Here is a 24,631-nt window from a genome sequence, read left to right as displayed (position 1 = left end):
GTGGGGGCAATGAAATGGTTGATACCAATCAGGCGCAGGACAGCGCCGCACTCGAACATTCAAAAGGCGGCTGGTTGCAGTGGGTCATGGTCGCCGGGCTGATCTATCTGCTGATCTGTGCCGTGGGCCTTATCGGCTCCGGTTTCAAACTGGCGACGGGCGATCAGGCGAAAGAGCTGTTTGCCTTTGCGACCAATCCCTTTGCCGGGCTTGTCGTGGGCACGGTGGCGACGGCGCTGATCCAGTCGTCATCGACCGTGACATCGATCATCGTGGGGCTCGTCGCGGGCGGTCTTCCGGTTGCCGTGGCGGTGCCCATGGTGATGGGCGCCAATATCGGCACCTCGATCACCAATACGATCGTCAGCCTTGGCCATGTCCGGGAAAAGAAGGAATTCGCCCGGGCCTTTTCCGCAGCCACGGTGCATGACTTCTTCAACCTGCTGTCGGTTGTCATCTTCCTGCCGCTGGAGATCGCTTTTGGTCTGCTTGAAAAGATCGGCAAGGCGCTGGCGTCGGTCTTTGTGGTGGGCGATGCGGATATGGGGGGCATGAATTTCGTCAAAGCGGCGACGGCTCCGGTCACGGATACGATCAAGCATCTGTTTGAGCCGATGGGGTCGACCGTGGGCGGTGTCGGGCTGATCGTGGTGGGGATCGTGCTGATCTTCCTGTCGATCCATTACGTCGGCAAGCTGCTCAAGGCGCTGATGGTCGGCAAGGCCAAGGACATCATGCATACGGCCATCGGCAAGGGGCCGATCTCCGGCATCTTCTCGGGCACGCTGGTGACGGTTCTGGTGCAGTCCTCCTCCACCACCACCTCGCTGATGGTGCCGCTGGCGGGGTCTGGCGCCTTTGGGCTGAAACAGATCTACCCGTTCACGCTGGGGGCCAATATCGGCACCTGCATTACCGCGCTTCTGGCGGCCACTGCGGTGACCGGCGATACGGCGGCGGCGCTGCAGATTGCCTTCATTCACCTGACCTACAATGTGCTGGGCGTGATCCTGATCTTCGGTCTGCCGTTCCTGCGGTTCCTGCCGGTCAAATCGGCCGAATGGCTGGGGGTGACGGCGGCGGATAATAAACTTGTCGCCCTTTTGTACATATTGGGTGTGTTCTTTGTTGTGCCGGGGCTCTGCCTTGGTGTGACCAGCCTGATCTGAGGAGGGGATGATGTCCGATTTCAAAGTAATGCCGAAAGACAAGCTCAAGGCGCTGATTGGAGAGACCGAGGTCACGCTGGCCCAGCTGAAGGACGAGATGGAGCGGCGCGACGAGGCCGATCAGGAGCGCGAGATCGCCAATCTGGACGAACATATGAAGAATGCGGAGCTGAGCCTGCAGACCATCCGCGATTTCTTCCGCGTGCTGGTCGAGGACTTCAAGGCCCGGAGCTGATCCGGGACTGTCTAGCCTGCCTGAGACCTGCCGATGTCCCGGCAGGTCTTTTCCAGTTCTGCCGTCTTGTGCCGGGCGGCGGCGAGAGCCGCCTCCTCGGGCAGGCCCTCGACGGCGGCGCTGGCCAGTTTCTCCAGGCTGTATGTCGCAACCAGGCTGGTGCCTTTCAGCAAATCCCGGCTGAGGGCAAGAATGGCCAGGTAATCGAGGTGATTGCCCAGCAGACCGGCGCCTGCGGCCTCGCCACCGGCGGCATTCTCCCGGCAGGCATCGACATCGACCGACAGAAAGGACCGGCAGACGGTCGGGCGATCGTCATACGCGCGGCAATTACGGGTTTCGGGATCCAGGGCGGCGCAGGCGCCCGGGTGCCACTGTCGCCCGTCAGGGTGCCCGGCGAGAGGGGCGAGGGCGCGATGCAGCTGGCGCGCCTCGCTGGCGGTGATCAGGCCGCCGTCGCCTTCGGTCAGGATGCAGCAGAAGGCGCAGCCCGACGCGCAGGCGGCATTGGCAAGGATGGGCGGGTTTTCCCGACGCAGCTCCTCGCCTGTAAGGGCCGCGAGGCGCTGCGCAACGGCGCCGCTGACCAGATCGGCAAGGATATCCCGGGTCTTTTGCCCCCGCCGTTCCAGGGCCGCCAGCCAGGCGTCGAGAATGCGCCGCCCGCGCGCCTCCTGATCCGGCGGCAGGCCGCGCGCCCGGGCCTTGACGAGCCGCTGACGCAGCCCGGCAATATCCGCTGGAAGGGCAGGCCTTTTCGTGCTGGGCATCGCGGCTCCTGAGCCTGGCTAAATTTATGTGGCGGCGAAAGGAATTAACGGGTATATTATCGGTCATGCGCTGTCCAGCATGTCGTTGATCGACATATTGCCCGGACAGGTGGGACCATGGGTTCGGCGGAGGCAGGCTAATTGCCGCCGTCTGCCATTTTTCTGTGGTCCGGGTCTTTACTCCCGCGTGAATCAGACGTATTGGACACCTCTGTCATTCCGGGGCCTTTGTGTCCCGCGTGACGATTCGTCCGAGACGGTGGGTTGGAGCAATCCTGTAATTCCTGCCTGAGACGGGTAAGACCCAAGTTTCTTCGGATGTTCCCAGTGAGCACCCGGGGCGAGATTGGACGGACCCGTAAGGACCCGCATGGCCGGGGCTTCATGTTCCGGCTGAACTGAGCCGGAGGGTCTGACCCTCCACATATGGAGTGAAACTGTGGATAGAGCCCAGAAAGAGAAAGTGGTCGAGGAACTCGGCCAAATCTTCGAAAGCTCTGGCGTTGTGGTGGTTGCCCACTACACCGGCCTCACGGTTGCAGAGATGCAGTCGCTTCGTGCAAAGGCCCGTGAGGCCGATGCCAGCGTCCGCGTCGCCAAGAACAGGCTCGCCAAGATCGCCCTGGACGGAAAACCCTGCGAAAGCATCGGGTCGCTCCTGACGGGCATGACCGTTCTGACCTTTTCCGAGGACCCTGTCGCAGCAGCGAAAGTGGCCGAGGACTTCGCCAAGGAAAACAAGAAGTTTGAGATCCTTGGCGGCGCAATGGGTGAGAACGCACTCGACCGTGCCGGCGTTGAAGCCGTGTCGAAGATGCCGTCCCGCGAGGAGCTTATCGCTTCCATCGTCGGCTGCATCGGCGCACCCGCTTCGAACATCGCTGGCGCAATTGGCGCACCTGCTTCGAACATCGCCTCCATCCTGTCCACGATCGAGGACAAGGCGGCGTAAGCAACCTGTTAGCTGGCGTAGGGTTGAACACCCCATCGTTGGAACACATCTAAAGATACGGAAACAGTAAAATGGCTGATCTGAAGAAACTTGCTGAAGAGATCGTTGGTCTGACCCTTCTCGAAGCACAAGAACTGAAAACCATCCTCAAAGACGAGTACGGCATCGAGCCCGCAGCTGGCGGCGCTGTCATGATGGCGGGCCCGGCAGGCGGCGACGCCGGCGGCGCAGCTGAGGAAGAAAAAACCGAATTCGACGTCATCCTGAAGTCGGCCGGCGCTTCCAAGATCAACGTGATCAAAGAAGTCCGCGGCATCACCGGTCTTGGCCTGAAAGAAGCCAAAGAGCTGGTCGAAGCCGGTGGCAAAGCCGTCAAAGAAGGCGTGTCGAAGGACGAAGCCGAAGAAATCAAAGGCAAGCTGGAAGCAGCTGGCGCCGAAGTCGAAGTCAAGTAATCGGCTTGCGGAAGATGGGTGCAGAGCACCCATCCTACGCTTTGTGACAAGGCTGGACCCGGAAATCCGGGTTCAGCCGAACCTGTCTCAGAGAGGGCTTTTGCGAAAGCCCTGCCTAAGGCGCGGTTCGCAGGATCGGGAGGCCACCATTCGGGAGGTGGCCAGGCATTGATCCGGACCCCCTGTTTCTGATGGGCGCAGTGTCGGAGCCCGGCGACACCTGTTCCCGCGCGTGAAACGAAAGGTGACTTACGTCATGGCTCAGACCTACCTTGGTCAGAAACGTCTCCGGAAATACTACGGTAAAATCCGCGAAGTCCTTGAAATGCCGAACCTCATCGAGGTTCAGAAAGCCTCCTACGATCTGTTCCTCAAATCGGGCGACCAGCCCGAGCCGACCCCCGGCGAGGGCATCATGGGCGTGTTCCAGTCGGTTTTCCCGATCAAGGATTTCAACGAGACCTCGATTCTCGAGTTCGTGAAATATGAACTCGAAAAGCCTAAATATGACGTTGAGGAATGCCAGCAGCGCGACATGACCTACAGCGCTCCGCTGAAGGTCACTCTGCGCCTGATCGTGTTCGATATCGACGAGGATACCGGCGCCAAGTCGGTCAAGGACATCAAGGAACAGGATGTCTTCATGGGCGACATGCCCCTGATGACCCCCAACGGCACGTTCATCGTGAACGGGACCGAACGTGTGATCGTGAGCCAGATGCACCGTTCGCCCGGCGTGTTCTTCGACCATGACAAGGGCAAGACCCATTCCTCGGGCAAGCTGCTGTTTGCCTGCCGGATCATCCCGTATCGCGGGTCCTGGCTGGATTTCGAATTTGACGCCAAGGATATCGTGTTCGCCCGGATCGACCGCCGCCGGAAACTGCCGGTGACGACGCTGCTCTATGCGCTTGGCATGGATCAGGAAGGCATCATGGATGCCTATTACAACTCCGTCGATTACACGCTGCGCAAAGGGCAGGGCTGGGTGACGAAGTTCTTCCCGGAACGCGTTCGCGGCACCCGTCCGACCTATGACCTTGTCGATGCCGATACCGGTGAAGTGATTGCCGAAGCCGGCAAGAAGGTGACCCCGCGTGCCGTCAAGAAGATGGTCGACGAAGGCAATATCCAGAACCTGCTGGTGCCGTTCGAGCGTATCGTGGGCAAATTCGTTGCCAAGGATATCATCAACGAGGAAACCGGCGCGATCTATGTCGAGGCCGGCGACGAGCTGACGCTGGAATACAGCAAAGACGGCGAGATCACCGGCGGCACGATCCAGGATCTGCTCGAGGCTGGCATTACGGATATCCCGGTGCTCGACATCGACAATATCCAGGTCGGCCCCTACATGCGCAACACCATGGCGCAGGACAAGAACATGAACCGCGAAAGCGCGCTCATGGATATCTACCGCGTTATGCGTCCGGGTGAGCCGCCGACGGTTGAGGCCGCCTCTGCGCTCTTCGATCAGCTGTTCTTCGACTCGGAGCGCTACGACCTGTCGGCCGTGGGCCGGGTGAAGATGAACATGCGTCTGGCACTGGATGCGGAAGATACCGTCCGCACCCTGCGCAACGAAGACATCGTGGCTTGCGTCAAGGCGCTGGTCGACCTGCGTGACGGACGTGGGGAGGTTGATGACATCGACCACCTCGGCAACCGTCGTGTTCGCTCTGTTGGCGAGCTGATGGAGAACCAGTACCGCGTCGGTCTGCTCCGCATGGAGCGCGCGATCAAGGAACGTATGTCCTCGGTCGAGATCGACACGGTCATGCCGCAGGATCTGATCAACGCGAAACCGGCGGCGGCGGCTGTGCGCGAATTCTTCGGCTCCTCGCAGCTGTCGCAGTTTATGGACCAGACGAACCCGCTTTCGGAAGTGACGCACAAGCGTCGTCTTTCCGCGCTTGGGCCGGGCGGTCTGACCCGCGAACGTGCAGGCTTTGAGGTGCGTGACGTTCACGCCACGCACTACGGGCGCATGTGTCCGATTGAGACGCCGGAAGGTCCGAACATCGGTCTGATCAACTCGCTGGCGACCTTTGCCCGCGTGAACAAGTACGGCTTTATCGAGACCCCGTATCGCCGGGTTGAAAACGGTCATGTCACGGATGACGTGAAATACATGTCCGCGACCGAGGAAATGCGTCACACCGTGGCGCAGGCGAACGCCAACCTCGATGAAAACGGCAACTTCCAGAACGAGTTGGTCAACACCCGTCAGCAGGGGGAATACACCCTCGCACCGCGTGAAAACGTGGACCTGATCGACGTGTCGCCCAAGCAGTTGGTGTCCGTTGCGGCCTCGCTCATCCCGTTCCTTGAAAATGACGACGCCAACCGCGCCCTGATGGGCTCGAACATGCAGCGTCAGGCGGTTCCGCTTCTGCGGGCCGAGGCGCCGCTGGTCGGCACCGGGATCGAAGGCGTCGTGGCGCGTGACTCGGGTGCGGCCATCATGGCGAAACGTGGCGGGATCATCGACCAGGTCGATGCCCAGCGTATCGTTGTACGGGCGACCGAGGATCTGGAGCTCGGCGATGCCGGCGTGGACATCTACCGTCTGCGCAAGTTCCAGCGTTCCAACCAGAACACCTGTATCAACCAGCGTCCGCTGGTGAAGGTGGGTGACACGGTCAGCAAGGGCGAAGTTGTCGCCGACGGCCCCTCCACCGATATCGGTGAACTGGCGCTCGGCAAGAACGTCATCGTCGCCTTCATGCCCTGGAACGGCTACAACTACGAAGACTCCATCCTGATCTCCGAGCGGATTTCCCGCGACGACGTCTTCACCTCGGTCCATATCGAGGAATTCGAAGTTGCCGCGCGTGACACGAAGCTCGGGCCGGAAGAGATCACCCGCGATATCCCCAACGTCGGTGAGGAAGCCCTGCGCAACCTCGACGAGGCGGGCATCGTCTACATCGGTGCCGATGTGGAGCCGGGCGATATCCTCGTGGGCAAGATCACTCCGAAGGGCGAAAGCCCGATGACGCCGGAAGAAAAGCTCCTCCGCGCCATCTTCGGGGAAAAGGCATCGGATGTCCGTGACACCTCGCTTCGTGTGAAGCCGGGCGATTACGGGACCGTTGTCGAGGTCCGCGTCTTCAACCGCCACGGTGTGGAAAAGGACGAACGTGCCCTGCAGATCGAGCGTGAGGAAATCGCGCGTCTCGGCCGTGACCGGGACGACGAGTTGGCGATCCTCGACCGCAACATCTACGCCCGTCTGCGGGACCTGATCCTCGGCAAGACCGCGGTGAAGGGGCCGAAGGGCGTCAAGCCGAATTCCGTGATCGACGAGGAGCTTCTCTCCTCGCTGCCGCGGTCGCATTGGTGGCAGCTGGCGTTGGCCGAAGACCAGGATGCCCAGATCGTCGAAGCCCTGAACGAGCAGTACGAGGTGCAGAAGCGCGCGCTCGACGCCCGGTTCGAGGACAAGGTCGAGAAGGTGCGCCGGGGCGACGACCTGCCGCCGGGTGTGATGAAGATGGTCAAGGTCTTCATCGCCGTGAAGCGCAAGCTTCAGCCGGGCGACAAGATGGCCGGCCGTCACGGCAACAAGGGTGTGATCTCCCGCGTTGTTCCGATGGAAGACATGCCGTTCCTCGAAGACGGGACGCCGGTCGACTTCTGTCTGAACCCGCTGGGCGTGCCTAGCCGTATGAACGTCGGTCAGATCCTTGAGACGCATATGGGCTGGGCCTCCCGCGGGCTTGGTATCCAGGTTGATGACGCGCTGGCGGCCTATCGCCGCTCGGGCGACCTGACGCCGGTCAAGGATGCGCTCAAGATCGTCTATGGCGACGAGGTCTATGACGAAGGCTTCGCCGATATGGACGAAGACCGGATGATCGAAGCGGCGGGCAATGTGACCCGCGGCGTTCCGATCGCGACCCCGGTTTTCGACGGCGCGAAAGAGGCGGACATCAACGACGCGCTTGAGCGGTCGGGCTTTGACACTTCGGGCCAGTCGGTCCTGTTCGACGGTCGGACCGGCGAACAGTTCAGCCGCAAGGTCACCGTGGGTGTGAAGTACCTGCTGAAGCTGCATCACCTGGTGGACGACAAGATCCACGCCCGTTCGACCGGGCCGTACTCGCTCGTCACGCAGCAGCCGCTGGGTGGTAAGGCGCAGTTCGGTGGTCAGCGTTTCGGGGAGATGGAGGTCTGGGCTCTGGAAGCTTACGGCGCCGCCTACACCCTGCAGGAGATGCTGACGGTGAAGTCGGACGACGTGGCCGGCCGGACCAAGGTCTATGAATCGATCGTGAAGGGCGAGGATAATTTCGAAGCCGGCGTTCCGGAGAGCTTTAACGTGCTCGTGAAGGAAGTCCGCGGCCTCGGCCTGAATATGGAACTCCTGGACGCGGAGGATGAGGAATAACGACGGGTGCAAGCACCCATCCTACGGCTCACGTAGGATGGGTGATTTTCACCCATCGCCTCTCCCCTCCCGCCCTGTCATCTAGGATAAAGACATGAACCAGGAACTGACCAACAACCCGTTCAACCCGCTGACGCCGCAAAAGGTCTTTGACGAGATCAAGGTGTCGCTGGCCTCGCCCGAGAGGATCCTCTCATGGTCCTATGGCGAAATCAAAAAGCCTGAGACGATCAACTACCGGACCTACAAACCGGAGCGTGACGGCCTCTTCTGCGCCCGTATCTTTGGGCCGATCAAAGATTATGAATGCCTCTGCGGCAAATATAAGCGCATGAAGTATCGCGGCGTTGTCTGCGAGAAATGCGGTGTGGAAGTCACGCTGCAGAAGGTTCGCCGTGAGCGTATGGGCCATATCGAACTGGCCGCGCCCGTCGCGCATATCTGGTTCCTGAAGTCCCTTCCGTCGCGGATCGGCCTGCTGCTGGACATGACCCTGCGCGATCTGGAGCGTGTGCTCTATTTCGAGAACTACGTCGTGATCGATCCGGGTCTCACCGATCTCACCGAAGGTCAGATGCTGACCGAGGAAGAGTTCATGGATGCCCAGGATGCCTATGGCATGGACGCCTTCCAGGCGAACATCGGTGCCGAGGCCATCCGTGAGATGCTGGCCAAGATCGACCTCGAATCCGAGGCCGAGAACCTGCGCGCGGATCTGGCCGAGGCCACCGGCGAGCTGAAGCCCAAGAAGATCATCAAGCGCCTGAAGGTTGTGGAAAGCTTCCTGGAATCCGGCAACCGTCCGGAGTGGATGATCCTGACCGTGATCCCCGTGATCCCGCCGGAACTGCGTCCGCTGGTCCCGCTGGATGGTGGCCGGTTCGCGACGTCGGACCTGAACGACCTCTATCGCCGTGTGATCAACCGGAACAACCGTCTGAAGCGTCTGATCGAACTGCGCGCGCCCGATATCATCGTCCGCAACGAAAAGCGGATGCTGCAGGAATCGGTCGATGCGCTGTTTGACAACGGCCGTCGCGGCCGCGTCATCACGGGCCAGAACAAGCGCCCGCTGAAATCGCTGTCGGACATGCTGAAGGGTAAGCACGGCCGCTTCCGTCAGAACCTTCTCGGGAAACGCGTCGACTTCTCCGGCCGGTCTGTCATCGTGACGGGTCCGGAACTGAAGCTGCACCAGTGCGGCCTGCCAAAGAAGATGGCGCTGGAACTGTTCAAGCCCTTCATCTACTCGCGTCTGGAGGCCAAAGGTCTGTCCTCCACCGTGAAGCAGGCGAAAAAGCTGGTGGAGAAGGAACGCCCGGAAGTCTGGGATATCCTCGACGAGGTTATCCGCGAACACCCGGTCCTGCTGAACCGCGCTCCGACGCTGCACCGTCTGGGCATCCAGGCCTTTGAACCCACGCTGGTCGAAGGCAAGGCGATCCAGCTGCACCCGCTCGTCTGTTCGGCCTTCAACGCCGACTTCGACGGTGACCAGATGGCCGTTCACGTGCCGCTCTCGCTGGAAGCCCAGCTGGAAGCCCGCGTGCTGATGATGTCGACGAACAACGTTCTGTCGCCCGCCAACGGCGCGCCGATCATCGTTCCGTCGCAGGATATGATCCTCGGTCTCTACTACACCACGATCATGCGTGAAGGCATGGTGGGCGAGGGCATGTCCTTCGCCTCCATCGAAGAAGTCCAGTATGCGCTCGACAGCGGTGCCGTGCACCTGCATGCCAAGATCAACGCGCGGATCGCGCAGATCGACGAAGAGGGCAACGAAGTCATGATGCGCTTCGAGACGACGCCCGGCCGGGTCCGTCTCGGTGCCCTGCTGCCGATGAACGCGAAGGCGCCCTTTGCCCTCGTGAACCGTCTGCTGCGGAAGCGCGAAGTGCAGCAGGTCATCGACACCGTCTACCGCTACTGCGGTCAGAAAGAGTCGGTCATCTTCTGTGACCAGATCATGACCATGGGCTTCCGTGAAGCGTTCAAGGCCGGCATTTCCTTCGGCAAGGACGACATGGTGATCCCGGAAACCAAGTGGACCATCGTCGAAGACACCCGCGAGCAGGTGAAGGACTTCGAACAGCAGTACATGGACGGCCTGATCACTCAGGGCGAAAAGTACAACAAGGTTGTCGATGCCTGGTCGAAGTGTAACGACAAGGTCACCGAAGCCATGATGTCGACCATCTCGTCGGTGCATACGGATGAGAACGGCGCCGAGATGGAGCCGAACTCGGTCTACATGATGGCCCACTCCGGTGCCCGGGGTTCCGTCACGCAGATGAAGCAGCTGGGCGGGATGCGCGGCCTGATGGCGAAGCCGAATGGCGACATCATCGAGACGCCGATCATCTCGAACTTCAAGGAAGGTCTGACCGTTCTTGAATACTTCAACTCGACCCACGGTGCCCGGAAGGGTCTGTCGGATACGGCTCTGAAGACCGCGAACTCCGGTTACCTGACGCGTCGTCTCGTCGACGTGGCACAGGACTGCATCGTCCGCGAAGTGGATTGCGGCACCGACCGCGCCGTGACCGCGGAGCCTGCGGTGAACGACGGCGAAGTCGTTGCCACCATCGGCGAGCGTGTGCTGGGCCGTGTCGCGGCCGAGGATGTTCTCCGCCCCGGCACCGAAGAGGTGCTGGTCGCGCGGGGTACGCTGATCGACGAACGCTGTGCCGACATGATCCAGGATGCCAATGTCCTGTCCATGCGCATCCGCTCGCCGCTGACCTGTGAGGCCGAGGATGGCGTCTGCGCAACCTGCTACGGTCGCGATCTTGCACGCGGTACGATGGTGAACCAGGGCGAGGCCGTGGGCATCATCGCGGCACAGTCGATCGGTGAACCCGGCACGCAGCTGACGATGCGGACCTTCCACATCGGCGGCGTGGCCCAGGGTGGTCAGCAGTCCTTCCTTGAAGCTTCGGCGGACGGGACAGTGGCGTTCGAATATCCGAACCTGCTGGAAAATGCCGCAGGCGACATGCTGGTCATGGGCCGCAATATGAAGCTGCGGCTTCTGGACAGCACCGGGACCGAACGGGCCAGCCACAAGCTGGGCTATGGTACGAAGATCTTCGTCAAGGAAGGCGAGACCGTTTCGCGCGGCGACAAGCTGTTCGAATGGGATCCCTACACGCTGCCGATCATCGCCGAAAAGGCGGGGCAGGTGCGCTATGTCGACCTCGTCGCCGGTATCGCCGTGCGCGAGGATACCGACGAGGCCACCGGCATGACGCAGCGCATCGTGTCGGACTGGCGCGGCTCGCCCAAGGGCAATGAGCTGAAGCCGGAACTGCTGATCCTCGGTGATGACGGAGAGCCCGTCCGCAACGAGGCCGGCAACCCGGTGACCTATCCGATGTCGGTGGATGCGATCCTTTCGGTCGAAGATGGCCAGACCATCAAGGCCGGCGACGTCGTCGCGCGTATCCCGCGCGAAGGGGCCAAAACGAAGGACATCACCGGCGGTCTGCCGCGGGTGGCGGAACTCTTCGAGGCGCGTCGTCCCAAGGACCACGCCATCATCGCGGAGATCGACGGCTACGTTCGCTTCGGGCGCGACTACAAGAACAAGCGCCGCATCGCGATCCAGCCCTCCGACGAGAGCATGGAGCCGGTGGAATACATGGTGCCGAAGGGCAAGCACATCCCGGTGCAGGAAGGCGACTTCGTGCAGAAGGGCGACTACATCATGGACGGCAACCCCGCGCCGCATGACATCCTGGCCATCATGGGTGTCGAAGCGCTGGCCGAATACATGATCAACGAGGTGCAGGACGTCTACCGGCTGCAGGGCGTGAAGATCAACGACAAGCACATCGAGGTGATCGTTCGCCAGATGCTGCAGAAGTGGGAGATCTCGGAGTCCGGCGACACGGTGCTGCTGAAGGGCGAAACGGTCGACAAGATCGAGTTCGACGAGGCAAACGAAAAGGCACTGGCCCGTGGCGGTCGTCCGGCAGAGGGTCAGCCGATCCTGCTGGGTATCACCAAGGCGTCGCTGCAGACGCGGTCTTTCATCTCCGCCGCCTCCTTCCAGGAGACGACGCGGGTGCTGACCGAGGCTTCGGTTCAGGGCAAGCGCGACAAGCTCGTTGGCCTGAAAGAGAACGTCATCGTCGGCCGCCTGATCCCGGCGGGCACGGGCGGGGCCACGCAGCGCGTGCGCCGCATCGCGTCGGAGCGGGACAATGTCGTGCTGGACGCACGCCGGGAAGAGGCCGAACAGGCCGCAGCTCTGGCGGCACCCACGCAGGACGATGTCGTCGGTGGTGATGAGTTCGATACTCTGGTGGAAACGCCGGAAAGCCGGGACTGATCCGACGGATTGCTGAGTTCAAAAGGCCCCCGGTGTTTCCGGGGGCCTTTTTCTTTGGCGGGTGAGGCAGAGGGGCGCTGCCCCTCGGCGCGTACCGCGCCTCATCCCGGAGTATTTTGGAAAGATGAAGGGACGGGCCGCGCTTCATCTTTCCAAAAATACTCAACTTCAGCCTTCCCAACCCGCGCGTGGCCGGGCGGAGGCGCTGATCCACAAAACATGGCGTGCGCCGCAGGCGCTCCGCTGGATCTTCCTTTCGGGCGCGGCGCGTGCGACATCGGAGAAAAGCGGGGGTGGCGTGGTCGAGTTCAGCGGATTTCAGATGGTCGGGGTCATGCGGTTTTCCGTCCTGACAACCGATTTCAACACAAGAAAGCGGGGTGGTCCGGATGAGATTGCGGCGCGCATTTTCCGTGAAGAGGCGATGGACCTGCGGTTTCGTCTTTTCGAGGCGCTGACATTACCGACCCTTCTGCAGCAGAGCGATCCGGAGTTTCATCTGGTTATCCTGACATCGGATCAGATGCCGCGGCCCTATCTGGACCGGCTGCGCGATCTGGTGGCCGTGCATCCCGGCATCGAGGTCTGGCCGGCACCCGTGGACAGGCATTACCAGCTCTTGAAGCAGGCCTATGAGCGGGTGCCGGAGGATGGGTCCGGGCATCGGCTGTCTTTCCGGATCGACGATGACGATGCGGTGGACCTGGAGATGGTCGAACGGGCCAAACGCATCGGGCGGCATCTTCTGACGGCGCAATCCGACGATACCCCGACGATGCTATGCTGGAACAAGGGCTTCTATTTCACCATCGACGCCGACGAGGGGAACAGTCTTACGGATTGCTATCTGCGTGCGCCTCTGGCGATCGGGACGACCCTGATGCACCGGCCGGGGGCGGCTCATAATCCATACCGGTTCAATCACAGGAATTTCCCGGCGCATTACAATACTTATACGGATATTTCCCTCCCCGGGTTCATCCGGTCGATCCATGCCGACAATTCCTCGACCCCGCATCTGGAGCCACGGCGGGGCGAGCTGAAACCCATTCGGGTTGAGCGGCAGATCAGGCGTCATTTCGGGCTGGACGCAAAGGCGTTGCTGGAGCTCAAGCTTGGAGGAGGGGTATGAGCGACAATCTGAAGGCCGCGCTGATCATGTCGGCCTCGATGGCGCTATTCACCATCAACGACGCCTTCATGAAGTCCCTGGCCGATGTGCTGCCCCTGCATCAGATCCTCATGCTGCGCAACGGGGTGGTGACGGCGATCCTGGTGGCCATGGCCTGGCGCGGGGGCGCGTTGCGGCGGCCGATGTCCCGGCGGGATCTGGCGCTGACGGTCTTGCGGGGGCTGCTTGAGGCTGCGACGGCCTCGTTCTTTCTGACCGCGCTTTTCCATCTGCCGCTGGCGAATGCGACAGCGATCGTCCAGTCCTCGCCGCTGGCGGTCATGCTGGTGGCTGCTCTGGTGCTGGGCGAGAAAATTGGCTGGCGGCGTGGTCTGGCCGCAGCTCTCGGGTTTTTCGGAGTTCTGCTGATTGTCCAACCGGGGGTGCAGGGGTTCAACCGGTATGCGGTCTTTGCATTGCTGTCCGTTCTGACGATCGTGGCGCGGGATATCGTGACGCGGAAACTCTCGTCCGCGGCGCCGACGCTGGTGGTGGCGGTGGTGACATCGGGCATTGTTGGGGTCGTCTCAACCGCGGTGACGCTGGGCGCCGGCTGGGTGCCGGTGAGTGCGGGCAGCGGCGGCCTTATAGCCGGGGCCATTGTTGCGGTGTTGGGCGCCTATCTTGCCTCGGTGCAGGCGATGCGGATCGGCGACGTGAGTTTTGTCTCGCCCTTCCGCTATTCGGCGCTGATCTGGGCGCTGGTGCTGGGCCTAGTCGTTTTTGGCGACTGGCCGGCGCCGTCGATTTTGATCGGGGCGGTGATCGTCGTCGGCTCCGGGGTCTATTCCTTCTGGCGGGAGGCCATCCGGACGCGGCGTTCTGCGGCGGAGGCGGCGCGGGTGGCGCGGCAGCGGGCGGCGCGGCCGGGGGCTTAACCGACGTCGACGAAAACCCGGCGGATGGCATCGGCGTCGATGGCAAAGCGCGCCTCGAATTCGCCTTCCTCCTCCCGGGTGAGGGGCGTAACCTTGAAGGCTTTCACCGGTTTCTGGCGGCTGTCGTTCCAGCCGTTATGCGTGCGCACCCACATATGCGGGTCGGTGAAGGTCACGGCGGGGGTGAACTGGGGCAGGCGTTCGTGCATGAAATTCATGATGGTCAGCCCGTCGCCGGCGCGGATATGCATGCCCATGGCGGCCGGGTAGAAGGGGCGGTAGAGCGATCCGGCGGCGATGCCCTTGCCCGACATTTCCGCGATATAGCCGCGGTTCCAGTCGAAGGTGACGGCGCGGTGGCTGGCGCAGATCGTATGGGTCTCTTCGGCCACACGGCGGAGCTGTTCGATGAAATCTACCGAAAAGGCATCGTCATCGTCGTGGCGGAATTGCAGGCAGGGTTCCTTGCGATTGCCGCGCGCGTCGTTCAGCAGCTCTTTCATCACCTCACGATGATTGCGGGGCGGCTGGGCCTCGATCCGGATCTGGGGGATATCGGCGCAGAGCTTTTCAAGCCGCCTGCGGTGATGCGCTGGCAGCTGGTCGCCGATGACGATGATCAGCTCGAAATCGGGATCGGTCTGGTCGCGGATGCAGGGGAGCGCCACGGTTTCCATCAGGCGGAACCTTTCCTCCAGCCGGTGTTCGGCATAGAGAAAGGCGATGCGGTCCTCGATCGTTTCATGTTCGACCTGGAACCCGCCTAGAGCGGGGTAGGAAAACCGGCATAGCCCGATAACCTGCATGGCACACATACCTCTTTGACCTGCCCGTGACCGTCCGGCCACGATGTCAGCGGCGGCGCATCGTGGCAAGGGCCGAGCGGGGGAGGGGGCTTGTTGACAACCCTGGCGACTCTGCGTATACGCGCGCCAATCGGCTGAGGGGATCTCCCCGCCGCCAATCGAATCGAAGTGGTCAAGATCCGGGTTGCAACGCCCCGATCCTCTGGAAAACCCACCGCGTCGTTCCCTGTGATCATGGGGACGCATGCGGTTTTTTATGCGTTGCGTGGACGCGCGCAGCGTGAAGAGAAACAGCACCGCAGGGTGCGCACATATGTGAGAGATGGGGACCAACGCCCGATGCCAACGATCCAACAGCTGATCCGGAAACCCCGGCAGCCCAAAGTAAAACGCTCCAAATCCCAGCACCTGGAACAGTGCCCGCAGAAACGCGGCGTCTGCACCCGGGTCTACACCACCACCCCGAAGAAGCCGAACTCGGCTATGCGGAAAGTGGCCAAGGTGCGTCTGACCAACGGCTTTGAAGTCATCAGCTACATCCCGGGCGAAAGCCACAACCTTCAGGAGCACTCCGTGGTCCTGATCCGTGGCGGCCGTGTGAAAGACCTTCCGGGCGTCCGTTACCACATTCTCCGCGGCGTGCTGGATACCCAGGGCGTCAAAGACCGTAAGCAGCGTCGTTCGAAGTACGGCGCGAAGCGCCCGAAATAAGAGGAATCTGAGAGATGTCCCGCCGTCACGCCGCTGAAAAACGCGAAATCCTGCCCGACGCCAAATATGGTGACCGGGTTCTGACGAAGTTCATGAACAACCTGATGGTTGACGGTAAGAAATCCGTCGCCGAACGGATCATCTACAATGCCCTCGACCGGGTCGAAGCCAAGGTCAAGCGCGCACCGGTCGAGATCTTCCACGAAGCGCTCGACAACATCAAACCGTCGGTCGAGGTTCGCTCCCGCCGGGTTGGTGGTGCAACCTACCAGGTTCCGGTCGAAGTGCGCCCCGAGCGTCGTGAAGCGCTGGCCATCCGCTGGCTGATCAACGCCTCCCGCGCCCGCAATGAAAACACCATGGAAGAGCGCCTGGCGGGTGAACTTCTGGATGCCGTGAACTCGCGTGGTTCTGCCGTCAAAAAGCGTGAAGACACGCACAAGATGGCCGATGCGAACAAGGCATTCAGCCACTACCGCTGGTAATCCTTCTCTAATTCCTCGACCAAAGGCTGCATATCATGGCACGCGACTATCCCCTCCAGCGGTACCGGAACTTCGGTATCATGGCGCATATCGACGCCGGCAAGACCACTTGCTCGGAACGGATCCTGTTCTACACCGGCAAGTCGCACAACATCGGCGAAGTGCATGATGGCGCCGCCACCATGGACTGGATGGAGCAGGAGCAGGAGCGTGGCATCACGATCACGTCCGCCGCAACGACGACTTTCTGGCAGCGCCAGGAAGAGCCGACCGCTGACGGCACCTCCGACACCAAGTACCGGATGAACATCATCGACACTCCCGGCCACGTCGACTTCACCATCGAAGTCGAACGTTCGCTGGCCGTGCTCGACGGTGCCGTCTGCGTTCTGGACGCAAACGCCGGTGTTGAGCCGCAGACCGAAACCGTGTGGCGTCAGGCTGACCGCTACAAGGTTCCGCGGATCGTCTTCGTCAACAAGATGGACAAGATCGGCGCCGACTTCTTCAACTGTGTGAAGATGGTCGAGGACCGTACCGGTGCGCGTGCCGTTCCCGTTGCCCTGCCCATCGGTGCAGAGAACGAGCTGGAAGGCCTGATCGATCTGGTCACCATGGAAGAGTGGGTCTGGAAAGGCGAAGATCTGGGCGCGTCCTGGTCCAAAGAGCCGATCCGCGACTCCCTCAAGGCGCAGGCTGATGAGTGGCGCGGCAAGATGATCGAAGCGGCCGTCGAAGAAGACGACGACGCGATGATGGCCTATCTCGAAGGCGAAGAGCCCGATATCGACACGCTGCGCAAGCTGCTCCGCAAGGGCACGCTGGCACTGCATTTCGTGCCGGTTCTGGGCGGCTCCGCGTTCAAGAACAAAGGTGTGCAGCCGCTGCTGAACGCCGTGATCGACTACCTGCCCAGCCCGCTGGACGTGGTCGATTACATGGGCTTCAAGCCGGGCGACGAAAACGAAGAGCGGAACATCGCGCGCCGTGCGGACGACAACATGGCCTTTGCGGGCCTCGCGTTCAAAATCATGAACGACCCGTTCGTCGGCTCCCTGACCTTCACCCGCCTCTATTCCGGCGTGCTGAAGAAGGGCGACTCGATCCTGAACTCCACCAAGGGCAAGAAAGAGCGCATCGGTCGTATGATGATGATGCACTCCAACAACCGTGAGGAGATCGAGGAAGCCTTCGCAGGCGACATCATCGCGCTGGCCGGTCTGAAAGACACGACCACGGGTGACACGCTCTGCTCGGAAAAAGAGCCCGTCGTTCTCGAAACGATGACCTTCCCCGAGCCGGTGATCGAGATCGCCGTCGAGCCGAAGACCAAAGGCGACCAGGAGAAGATGTCCCAGGCGCTGGCCCGTCTGGCAGCCGAAGACCCGTCCTTCCGCGTGGAAACCGACCTCGAGTCCGGTCAGACCATCATGAAGGGCATGGGCGAACTTCACCTCGACATCCTCGTCGACCGCATGAAGCGCGAGTTCAAGGTTGAGGCGAACATCGGTGCGCCGCAGGTGGCATACCGTGAGACGATCTCCAAAGAGGTGGAGCACACCTACACCCACAAGAAACAGTCGGGTGGGTCCGGTCAGTTCGCAGAGGTCAAGCTCATCATCACCCCGACAGAGCCGGGCGAAGGCTATTCCTTCGAATCCCGTATCGTCGGCGGCGCCGTGCCGAAGGAATACATCCCCGGCGTCGAAAAGGGCATCAAGTCGGTCATGGACTCCGGTCCTCTCGCAGGCTTCCCGGTGATCGACTTCAAGGTTGCGCTGGTCGACGGCAAGTTCCACGACGTGGACTCCTCGGTTCTCGCGTTCGAAATCGCGGCTCGTATGGGCATGCGGGAAGGCATGAAGAAGGCCGGCGCGAAGCTGCTGGAACCGATCATGAAGGTCGAAGTGATCACCCCGGAAGAATATACCGGCGGCATCATCGGTGACCTGACCTCCCGTCGTGGCCAGGTCTCCGGTCAGGAGAACCGCGGTAATGCGATCGCGATCGACGCGAACGTGCCGCTGGCCAATATGTTCGGCTACATCAACACTCTGCGGTCCATGTCTTCGGGCCGGGCGCAGTTTACGATGCAGTTCTCGCATTACGATCCGGTGCCGCAGAACATCTCCGACGAGATCCAGTCGAAATACGCATAACGGCGGGGCGGCGCGGCCGCCCGCCCCAAACCGTAGGATGGGTGCTGGCACCCATCGGAAAGAAAAAGGGAATTGAACCATGGCAAAGCAAAAGTTTGAGCGCGGCAAGCCGCACTGCAACATCGGCACGATCGGTCACGTTGACCACGGCAAGACGACGCTGACGGCGGCGATCACGAAATTCTTCGGTGAATTCCAGGCCTACGACCAGATCGACGGTGCCCCGGAAGAGAAGGCGCGCGGGATCACGATCTCGACCGCACATGTGGAATACGAGACGGACAACCGTCACTATGCGCATGTCGACTGCCCCGGCCACGCCGACTACGTCAAGAACATGATCACCGGTGCGGCGCAGATGGACGGCGCGATCCTGGTTGTGAACGCAGCTGACGGCCCGATGCCGCAGACCCGCGAGCACATCCTGCTGGGTCGTCAGGTCGGCATTCCCGCCATGGTCGTCTTCCTGAACAAGGTCGACCAGGTGGATGACGAAGAGCTGCTGGAACTGGTCGAGATGGAAGTCCGCGAACTGCTGAGCGAGTACGACTATCCGGGCGACGATATTCCGATCGTGGCAGGGTCCGCCCTGGCCGCTCTGGAAGGCCGTGACGACGCGATCGGCGAGACCAAGATCCGTGAGCTGATGGCGGCTGTCGACGAGTACATCCCGCAGCCGGCCCGTGCCGTTGACCAGCCGTTCCTGATGCCGATCGAAGACGTGTTCTCGATCTCCGGCCGCGGCACGGTTGTGACCGGCCGTGTCGAGCGTGGCGTGGTGAACGTTGGCGACGAGCTTGAAATCGTCGGCATCAAGGACACGCAGAAGACGACCTGCACCGGTGTGGAAATGTTCCGCAAGCTGCTGGATCGTGGTGAAGCCGGCGACAATATCGGCGCGCTGCTGCGCGGCATCGACCGCGAGCAGGTCGAGCGTGGTCAGGTTCTGTGTAAGCCGGGTTCGGTGAAGCCGCACACGAAGTTCGAAGCCGAAGCCTACATCCTGACGAAGGATGAAGGTGGCCGTCACACGCCGTTCTTCGCGAACTACCGCCCGCAGTTCTACTTCCGTACGACGGATGTGACCGGCACGGTTCAGCTGCCCGAGGGCACCGAAATGGTGATGCCCGGCGACAACCTGAAGTTCACGGTTGAGCTGATCGCGCCGATCGCGATGGAAGAATCGCTGCGTTTCGCCATCCGCGAAGGCGGCCGGACCGTGGGGTCTGGCGTCGTGTCGAAAATCCTCGAGTGATCTCGGGAGATGGGTGCCGAGCACCCATCCTACACGCTGACACAGCGCCGGGAACGGTGCGGTAGGATGGGTGATCTCACCCATCCGGAATAGAACCGGAGCGCCGGAGACGGCGCTCTAAACAATAAGGGTTCGACGAGGGGGCCGGGTGGTCCGGCTTCCTCCTCTCAACTCAAACGCCGAAAAAGGCTGAATTGACATGTCTGGTCAAACAATCCGTATCCGGCTGAAAGCATTCGACTATCGCGTCCTGGATGCTTCCACGCAGGAAATCGTGAGCACGGCAAAGCGCACCGGCGCCACCGTCCGTGGTCCGATCCCGCTGCCGAACAAGATCGAGAAGTTCACGGTTCTCCGTGGCCCTCACGTCGACAAGAAATCCCGCGATCAGTTCGAGATCCGCACGCATAAGCGTCTGCTCGACATCGTGGATCCGACCCCGCAGACGGTGGACGCGCTGATGAAGCTCGACCTCGCCGCCGGCGTGGATGTCGAGATCAAGGTGTAAGGGAGGGATCTGAGATGCTCCGTTCCGGTATCATCGCAAAGAAAGTCGGCATGACCCGTCTCTTCATGGAAGACGGCAAGCAGATCCCCGTGACCGTTCTTCAGCTGGACAAGCTGCAGGTCGTTGCACAGCGGACCGCCGATGCACATGGCTACACCGCCGTCCAGCTGGGCGCCGGCACGGCCAAAGCCAAACGCACCTCCAAGGCGATGCGCGGCCATTTCGCCGCTGCCTCGGTTGAACCCAAGCGCAAGATCGCGGAATTCCGCGTGGACCCCGAGAACCTGATCAATGTGGGCGAGGAAATCACCGCCGACCACTATTTCGAAGGTCAGTTCGTCGATGTCTGCGGCACCTCGATCGGTAAGGGTTTTGCCGGTGCCATGAAGCGCCACAACTTCGGTGGTCTTCGGGCTTCGCACGGTGTCTCGATCTCTCACCGGTCGCATGGCTCGACCGGTCAGTGTCAGGACCCGGGCAAGGTGTTCAAGGGCAAGAAGATGGCAGGCCATATGGGTGCCGTCCGTGTCACCACGCAGAACCTGCAGGTCGTCAAGACCGACAGCGAACGTGGCCTGATCATGATCAAGGGCGCGGTTCCCGGCTCCAAAGGTGGCTGGGTCACCGTCAAGGATGCGGTCAAAAAGCCGTTCCCCGAGAATGCGATCCTGCCCGCCGCTCTGAAATCCGCCGCTGAAGAAGCTGCCAAAGCCGCCGAGGAAGCTGCAGCCGCAGCCGCCGCAGAGGCCGAAGCAGAAGCCAAGCGTCTGGCAGAAGAGCAGGCAGCCCAGGAAGCTGAAGCTCTGAAAGCCGCCGAAGCCGATATCGAGGCCGACAAGGCCGAGGGCGGCGACGCAGAGAAGAAGGAAGGCGAGGAATGAAACTCGACGTGATCAAACTGGACGGCTCCGCGGCCGATTCCGTCGATCTCAGCGACGAGATCTTCGGCCTGGAGCCCCGTGCCGACATCCTGCACCGCGTTGTCCGTTGGCAGCGTGCGCGTCAGCAGCAGGGCACCCATTCGACCCTTGGTCGGTCGGAAGTGTCCTACTCGACCAAGAAGATCTATCGCCAGAAGGGCACCGGCGGCGCACGCCACGGGTCCCGCAAGGCACCGATCTTCCGCAAGGGTGGTATCTACAAGGGCCCGACGCCCCGCTCGCACGAGCATGACCTGCCGAAGAAATTCCGCAAACTTGGCCTGATGCATGCGCTGTCGGCCAAGGCGAAGGAAGGCTCGCTGGTCATCATCGATACGGCGGAGTCCGACGGCAAGACCGGCGCCCTGGCCAAACAGGTCAAGGCACTGGGCTGGAAGCGTGCCCTCATCATCGACGGCGCCGCCGTCAACGAAGGCTTTGCCAAGGCCGCGGCGAACATCGCCGGGCTGGACGTGCTGCCCTCGATCGGCGCCAATGTCTATGACATCCTGAAGCGTGACACCCTGGTGATCACGAAGGCGGGTGTCGAAGCACTGGAGGCTCGACTGAAATGAGCGCGAAGGCAGAACATTACGACGTGATCCGCAAGCCGGTCATCACCGAGAAGGCAACCATGGCCTCTGAAGCCAATGCCGTTGTTTTCGAAGTGGCGCCGGATGCGAACAAGCCGCAGATCAAAGAAGCTGTTGAGGCGCTCTTTGGTGTGAAGGTGAAGGCCGTGAACACGACCGTCACCAAAGGCAAGGTCAAGCGGTTCCGGGGCATCCTCGGCAAGCGCAACACCGTGAAGAAGGCCTATGTGACCCTCGAAGAGGGTAACACGATCGACGTGTCGACCGGCCTCTGATCGGAGAATTGGCGGGGCAGGGTGCCTGGCATCCGGCCTCGTGATTTCGAAAGGTCCTCGCGATTGCGGGGGCCTTTTTTCATTGAGGTTGGACCCTGTTGCGCAAGATGCCAGAGCGGGGTTGACCTGAGGCCGAACTGGTTCTAAACGAGCCCATCCGCAAAGCCCCGGATTCGTCCGGGGCTTCGTTATTGATTGCGGACACGATAAACCGGGGACCTTCGGGGCCCTATAACCACGATGGGTGCAAGCACCCATCCTACATAGCGGTTCCTGCCACAGCAGGCGCCGCACAGCTAAACGGAAGACAGAAAGCATGGCACTCAAGTCGTATAAGCCGACGACGCCGGGCCAGCGCGGGCTGGTGCTGATCGACCGTTCGGAGCTCTGGAAAGGACGCCCCGTCAAAGCCCTCACCGAGGGTCTGACGAAAAATGGCGGCCGGAACAACACCGGACGGATTACGATGCGCCGCAAGGGCGGCGGGGCGAAACGCCTCTATCGGATCGTCGATTTCAAGCGCACCAAGTTCGACATGGCGGCAACCGTCGAGCGGATCGAATATGACCCGAACCGGACCGCATTCATCGCGCTGATCAAGTATGAAGATGGCGAGCAGGCCTATATCCTTGCTCCCCAGCGTCTCGCAGTTGGCGACTCTGTCGTCGCGGGCACCAAGGTCGACATCAAGCCGGGCAATGCTATGCCCTTCTCCGGCATGCCGATCGGTACTATCGTTCACAATATCGAGCTGAAGCCCGGCAAGGGTGGCCAGATCGCACGCGCCGCGGGCACCTATGCCCAGTTCGTCGGCCGTGACGGTGGCTACGCCCAGATCCGCCTGTCTTCGGGGGAACTGCGTCTGGTCCGCCAGGAATGCATGGCAACCGTCGGTGCCGTGTCCAACCCGGACAATAGCAACCAGAACATCGGTAAAGCCGGCCGCAACCGCCACAAGGGCATCCGCCCGAGCGTCCGCGGCGTCGTGATGAACCCGATCGATCACCCCCATGGTGGTGGTGAAGGCCGGACTTCGGGTGGTCGTCACCCCGTCACGCCCTGGGGCAAGCCGACCAAGGGTGCACGCACCCGTGACAAGAACAAAGCGTCCTCGCGGCTTATCGTCCGCTCCCGGCACGCCAAGAAGAAAGGGCGCTAATTTATGTCTCGCTCTGTTTGGAAAGGCCCCTTTGTCGATGCTTACGTGCTGAAGAAAGCCGAAGCATCGCGCGAATCCGGGCGCAATGAAGTGATCAAAATCTGGTCCCGTCGTTCGACGATCCTGCCCCAGTTCGTGGGTCTGACGTTTGGCGTCTACAACGGCCAGAAGCACGTTCCGGTGAACGTGACCGAGGACATGATCGGCCAGAAGTTCGGTGAATATTCGCCGACCCGTACCTACTACGGGCATGCTGCCGACAAAAAAGCGAAGCGGAAGTAAGTCATGGGCAAGGAAAAGAACCCCCGCCGCGTGGCCGATAACGAAGCAATGGCAAAACTGCGCATGCTTCGCACGTCCCCGCAGAAACTGAACCTGGTCGCCGCGATGATCCGTGGCAAGAAGGTGGACAAGGCCCTGACGGACCTGACCTTCTCGAAAAAGCGGATCGCAGAGGATGTGAAGAAATGCCTTCAGTCCGCCATCGCGAATGCTGAGAACAACCACAACCTCGACGTTGATGAACTGATCGTCGCAGAGGCCTATGTGGGCAAGAACCTGATCATGAAACGTGGCCGTCCGCGTGCCCGTGGCCGTTATGGCAAGATCATGAAACCGTTCTCGGAAATCACCATCAAGGTGCGTCAGATCGAGGAGCAAGCCTAATGGGTCAGAAAGTCAATCCGATCGGCATGCGCCTGCAGGTGAACCGCACCTGGGACAGCCGCTGGTACGCCGATACCAAGGATTTCGGTGATCTTCTTCTGGAAGACGTCAAAATCCGTGAGTTCATCAAGGAAGAGTGCAAGCAGGCCGGTGTGGCGCGCATCATCATCGAGCGCCCGCACAAGAAGTGCCGTGTAACCATTCACACCGCCCGTCCGGGTGTCATCATCGGCAAGAAAGGCGCGGATATCGAAGTTCTCCGCGGCAAGCTGGCCAAGATGACCGACAGCGAACTGCACCTGAACATCGTCGAAGTCCGCAAGCCGGAACTGGACGCTGCTCTGGTCGGCGAGTCCATCGCCCAGCAGCTCGAGCGCCGGGTGTCCTTCCGCCGCGCGATGAAGCGGGCCGTGCAGAACGCCATGCGCATGGGCGCCCTGGGTATCCGGGTGAACGTGGCTGGCCGTCTGGGTGGCGCGGAAATCGCACGGACCGAATGGTACCGCGAAGGCCGTGTGCCGCTGCACACGCTGCGCGCCGACATCGACTACGCCCTGTCCGAAGCAATGACCCCCTACGGGATCATCGGTATCAAGGTGTGGATCTTCAAAGGCGAGATCATGGAGCATGATCCCCAGGCCCGCGATCGCAAGGCCCAGGAACTCCAGGATGGTCCCGCACCCCGTGGCGCCGGTGGTGGCAACCGCCGCGACCGCGACCGGTAAGGAGTAAGGG

Annotated in this window: 22 protein-coding genes; 20 read left to right on the top strand and 2 right to left on the bottom strand. The window is 61.4% G+C overall.

The annotated features are described in order from the left end of the window. Positions 1-14: 14 nt before the first annotated feature. Both ACRARG_RS07410 and ACRARG_RS07405 read left to right on the top strand, forming a co-directional pair. Positions 15-1,169, top strand: a complete 1,155-nt coding sequence (locus ACRARG_RS07410) for a Na/Pi symporter (RefSeq protein ID WP_432689353.1) — start codon at positions 15-17, stop codon at positions 1,167-1,169. A 10-nt stretch (positions 1,170-1,179) separates the two neighbouring features. Further along, positions 1,180-1,404: a hypothetical protein gene (locus ACRARG_RS07405; protein WP_432689352.1), complete on the top strand. Its 225-nt coding sequence runs from the start codon at positions 1,180-1,182 to the stop codon at positions 1,402-1,404. Positions 1,405-1,415: 11 nt separating this feature from the next. Here ACRARG_RS07405 and ACRARG_RS07400 read toward each other — a convergent pair whose 3' ends face one another. Next, on the bottom strand, positions 1,416-2,174 hold the full coding sequence (locus tag ACRARG_RS07400) for a YkgJ family cysteine cluster protein (RefSeq protein ID WP_432689351.1): 759 nt from the start codon (positions 2,172-2,174) through the stop codon (positions 1,416-1,418). Between the two features lie 439 nt (positions 2,175-2,613). Between ACRARG_RS07400 and rplJ the strand changes: the two genes are divergently transcribed. The 6 genes from rplJ (at position 2,614) to ACRARG_RS07370 (ending at position 14,359) form a co-directional block, all read left to right on the top strand. Next, on the top strand, positions 2,614-3,126 hold the full coding sequence (gene rplJ, locus ACRARG_RS07395; protein ID WP_432689349.1) for a 50S ribosomal protein L10: 513 nt from the start codon (positions 2,614-2,616) through the stop codon (positions 3,124-3,126). Between the two features lie 71 nt (positions 3,127-3,197). Then, complete coding sequence (gene rplL, locus ACRARG_RS07390) at positions 3,198-3,581, top strand: 50S ribosomal protein L7/L12 (protein ID WP_432689348.1); 384 nt, start codon at positions 3,198-3,200, stop codon at positions 3,579-3,581. 256 nt (positions 3,582-3,837) lie between these two features. Further along, complete coding sequence (gene rpoB, locus ACRARG_RS07385) at positions 3,838-7,974, top strand: DNA-directed RNA polymerase subunit beta (RefSeq protein WP_432689347.1); 4,137 nt, start codon at positions 3,838-3,840, stop codon at positions 7,972-7,974. 94 nt (positions 7,975-8,068) lie between these two features. After that, positions 8,069-12,310, top strand: coding sequence for a DNA-directed RNA polymerase subunit beta' (rpoC, locus tag ACRARG_RS07380; RefSeq protein WP_432689346.1), 4,242 nt, complete (start codon positions 8,069-8,071; stop codon positions 12,308-12,310). A 124-nt stretch (positions 12,311-12,434) separates the two neighbouring features. Further along, entirely contained in the window at positions 12,435-13,442 is a 1,008-nt protein-coding gene (locus ACRARG_RS07375) for a glycosyltransferase (protein WP_432689345.1), read from the top strand. Further along, on the top strand, positions 13,439-14,359 hold the full coding sequence (locus ACRARG_RS07370; protein ID WP_432689344.1) for a DMT family transporter: 921 nt from the start codon (positions 13,439-13,441) through the stop codon (positions 14,357-14,359). The genes ACRARG_RS07375 and ACRARG_RS07370 overlap by 4 nt, the downstream gene beginning before the upstream one ends. Here the strand turns inward: ACRARG_RS07370 and ACRARG_RS07365 are convergent. Then, the gene (locus ACRARG_RS07365) at positions 14,356-15,165 is read right to left on the bottom strand and encodes a putative rhamnosyl transferase (RefSeq protein WP_432689343.1); all 810 of its coding nucleotides are present in this window, start codon (positions 15,163-15,165) and stop codon (positions 14,356-14,358) included. The genes ACRARG_RS07370 and ACRARG_RS07365 overlap by 4 nt on opposite strands. A 339-nt stretch (positions 15,166-15,504) precedes the next feature. On the opposite strand from ACRARG_RS07365, the gene rpsL reads away from it, so the two are divergent. From rpsL to rpsC, 12 genes are all read left to right on the top strand, one after another. Further along, positions 15,505-15,876 carry a 30S ribosomal protein S12 gene (rpsL, locus tag ACRARG_RS07360; protein ID WP_008883423.1) on the top strand — a complete coding sequence of 124 codons (372 nt, stop codon included), beginning with the start codon at positions 15,505-15,507 and terminating at the stop codon, positions 15,874-15,876. A 14-nt stretch (positions 15,877-15,890) separates the two neighbouring features. Beyond that, positions 15,891-16,361 carry a 30S ribosomal protein S7 gene (rpsG, locus tag ACRARG_RS07355; RefSeq protein ID WP_432689342.1) on the top strand — a complete coding sequence of 157 codons (471 nt, stop codon included), beginning with the start codon at positions 15,891-15,893 and terminating at the stop codon, positions 16,359-16,361. A 35-nt stretch (positions 16,362-16,396) separates the two neighbouring features. After that, the gene (fusA, locus tag ACRARG_RS07350; protein ID WP_432689341.1) at positions 16,397-18,520 is read left to right on the top strand and encodes an elongation factor G; all 2,124 of its coding nucleotides are present in this window, start codon (positions 16,397-16,399) and stop codon (positions 18,518-18,520) included. A 79-nt stretch (positions 18,521-18,599) separates the two neighbouring features. Continuing rightward, on the top strand, positions 18,600-19,775 hold the full coding sequence (gene tuf / locus ACRARG_RS07345) for an elongation factor Tu (RefSeq protein ID WP_432689339.1): 1,176 nt from the start codon (positions 18,600-18,602) through the stop codon (positions 19,773-19,775). 199 nt (positions 19,776-19,974) lie between these two features. Further along, positions 19,975-20,283 carry a 30S ribosomal protein S10 gene (gene rpsJ, locus ACRARG_RS07340; protein WP_432689338.1) on the top strand — a complete coding sequence of 103 codons (309 nt, stop codon included), beginning with the start codon at positions 19,975-19,977 and terminating at the stop codon, positions 20,281-20,283. A 14-nt stretch (positions 20,284-20,297) separates the two neighbouring features. Beyond that, the gene (gene rplC, locus ACRARG_RS07335; protein WP_432689337.1) at positions 20,298-21,164 is read left to right on the top strand and encodes a 50S ribosomal protein L3; all 867 of its coding nucleotides are present in this window, start codon (positions 20,298-20,300) and stop codon (positions 21,162-21,164) included. Next, the gene (gene rplD / locus ACRARG_RS07330) at positions 21,161-21,778 is read left to right on the top strand and encodes a 50S ribosomal protein L4 (RefSeq protein WP_432689336.1); all 618 of its coding nucleotides are present in this window, start codon (positions 21,161-21,163) and stop codon (positions 21,776-21,778) included. The genes rplC and rplD overlap by 4 nt, the downstream gene beginning before the upstream one ends. Beyond that, positions 21,775-22,071, top strand: a complete 297-nt coding sequence (locus tag ACRARG_RS07325; protein WP_432689335.1) for a 50S ribosomal protein L23 — start codon at positions 21,775-21,777, stop codon at positions 22,069-22,071. Before rplD ends, ACRARG_RS07325 begins: the two co-directional genes overlap by 4 nt. Before the next feature lie 316 nt (positions 22,072-22,387). Continuing rightward, on the top strand, positions 22,388-23,230 hold the full coding sequence (rplB, locus tag ACRARG_RS07320) for a 50S ribosomal protein L2 (RefSeq protein ID WP_432689334.1): 843 nt from the start codon (positions 22,388-22,390) through the stop codon (positions 23,228-23,230). Positions 23,231-23,233: 3 nt separating this feature from the next. Then, entirely contained in the window at positions 23,234-23,512 is a 279-nt protein-coding gene (gene rpsS / locus ACRARG_RS07315; protein WP_085628850.1) for a 30S ribosomal protein S19, read from the top strand. Between the two features lie 3 nt (positions 23,513-23,515). Further along, positions 23,516-23,896, top strand: coding sequence for a 50S ribosomal protein L22 (gene rplV / locus ACRARG_RS07310; protein WP_432689333.1), 381 nt, complete (start codon positions 23,516-23,518; stop codon positions 23,894-23,896). Next, positions 23,896-24,621 carry a 30S ribosomal protein S3 gene (rpsC, locus tag ACRARG_RS07305; protein ID WP_432689332.1) on the top strand — a complete coding sequence of 242 codons (726 nt, stop codon included), beginning with the start codon at positions 23,896-23,898 and terminating at the stop codon, positions 24,619-24,621. The genes rplV and rpsC overlap by 1 nt, the downstream gene beginning before the upstream one ends. The last annotated feature ends 10 nt before the right edge of the window (positions 24,622-24,631 follow it).

Origin of the sequence: Pseudooceanicola profundi (assembly GCF_050897955.1) — a bacterium.
GTDB lineage: Bacteria > Pseudomonadota > Alphaproteobacteria > Rhodobacterales > Rhodobacteraceae > Pseudooceanicola.
This window is presented reverse-complemented; position numbering and strand designations above follow the sequence as displayed.

What these genes read in the sequence shown, in the direction of transcription:
- ACRARG_RS07410 (WP_432689353.1), top strand. Translation starts at nt 15, where the DNA reads ATGGTTGATACCAATCAGGCGCAGGACAGCGCCGCACTCGAACATTCA.
- ACRARG_RS07405 (WP_432689352.1), top strand. Translation starts at nt 1,180, where the DNA reads ATGTCCGATTTCAAAGTAATGCCGAAAGACAAGCTCAAGGCGCTGATT.
- ACRARG_RS07400 (WP_432689351.1), bottom strand. Translation starts at nt 2,174, where the DNA reads ATGCCCAGCACGAAAAGGCCTGCCCTTCCAGCGGATATTGCCGGGCTG.
- rplL (WP_432689348.1), top strand. Translation starts at nt 3,198, where the DNA reads ATGGCTGATCTGAAGAAACTTGCTGAAGAGATCGTTGGTCTGACCCTT.
- rpoB (WP_432689347.1), top strand. Translation starts at nt 3,838, where the DNA reads ATGGCTCAGACCTACCTTGGTCAGAAACGTCTCCGGAAATACTACGGT.
- rpoC (WP_432689346.1), top strand. Translation starts at nt 8,069, where the DNA reads ATGAACCAGGAACTGACCAACAACCCGTTCAACCCGCTGACGCCGCAA.
- ACRARG_RS07375 (WP_432689345.1), top strand. Translation starts at nt 12,435, where the DNA reads ATGAAGGGACGGGCCGCGCTTCATCTTTCCAAAAATACTCAACTTCAG.
- ACRARG_RS07370 (WP_432689344.1), top strand. Translation starts at nt 13,439, where the DNA reads ATGAGCGACAATCTGAAGGCCGCGCTGATCATGTCGGCCTCGATGGCG.
- ACRARG_RS07365 (WP_432689343.1), bottom strand. Translation starts at nt 15,165, where the DNA reads ATGCAGGTTATCGGGCTATGCCGGTTTTCCTACCCCGCTCTAGGCGGG.
- rpsL (WP_008883423.1), top strand. Translation starts at nt 15,505, where the DNA reads ATGCCAACGATCCAACAGCTGATCCGGAAACCCCGGCAGCCCAAAGTA.
- rpsG (WP_432689342.1), top strand. Translation starts at nt 15,891, where the DNA reads ATGTCCCGCCGTCACGCCGCTGAAAAACGCGAAATCCTGCCCGACGCC.
- fusA (WP_432689341.1), top strand. Translation starts at nt 16,397, where the DNA reads ATGGCACGCGACTATCCCCTCCAGCGGTACCGGAACTTCGGTATCATG.
- tuf (WP_432689339.1), top strand. Translation starts at nt 18,600, where the DNA reads ATGGCAAAGCAAAAGTTTGAGCGCGGCAAGCCGCACTGCAACATCGGC.
- rpsJ (WP_432689338.1), top strand. Translation starts at nt 19,975, where the DNA reads ATGTCTGGTCAAACAATCCGTATCCGGCTGAAAGCATTCGACTATCGC.
- rplC (WP_432689337.1), top strand. Translation starts at nt 20,298, where the DNA reads ATGCTCCGTTCCGGTATCATCGCAAAGAAAGTCGGCATGACCCGTCTC.
- rplD (WP_432689336.1), top strand. Translation starts at nt 21,161, where the DNA reads ATGAAACTCGACGTGATCAAACTGGACGGCTCCGCGGCCGATTCCGTC.
- ACRARG_RS07325 (WP_432689335.1), top strand. Translation starts at nt 21,775, where the DNA reads ATGAGCGCGAAGGCAGAACATTACGACGTGATCCGCAAGCCGGTCATC.
- rplB (WP_432689334.1), top strand. Translation starts at nt 22,388, where the DNA reads ATGGCACTCAAGTCGTATAAGCCGACGACGCCGGGCCAGCGCGGGCTG.
- rpsS (WP_085628850.1), top strand. Translation starts at nt 23,234, where the DNA reads ATGTCTCGCTCTGTTTGGAAAGGCCCCTTTGTCGATGCTTACGTGCTG.
- rplV (WP_432689333.1), top strand. Translation starts at nt 23,516, where the DNA reads ATGGGCAAGGAAAAGAACCCCCGCCGCGTGGCCGATAACGAAGCAATG.
- rpsC (WP_432689332.1), top strand. Translation starts at nt 23,896, where the DNA reads ATGGGTCAGAAAGTCAATCCGATCGGCATGCGCCTGCAGGTGAACCGC.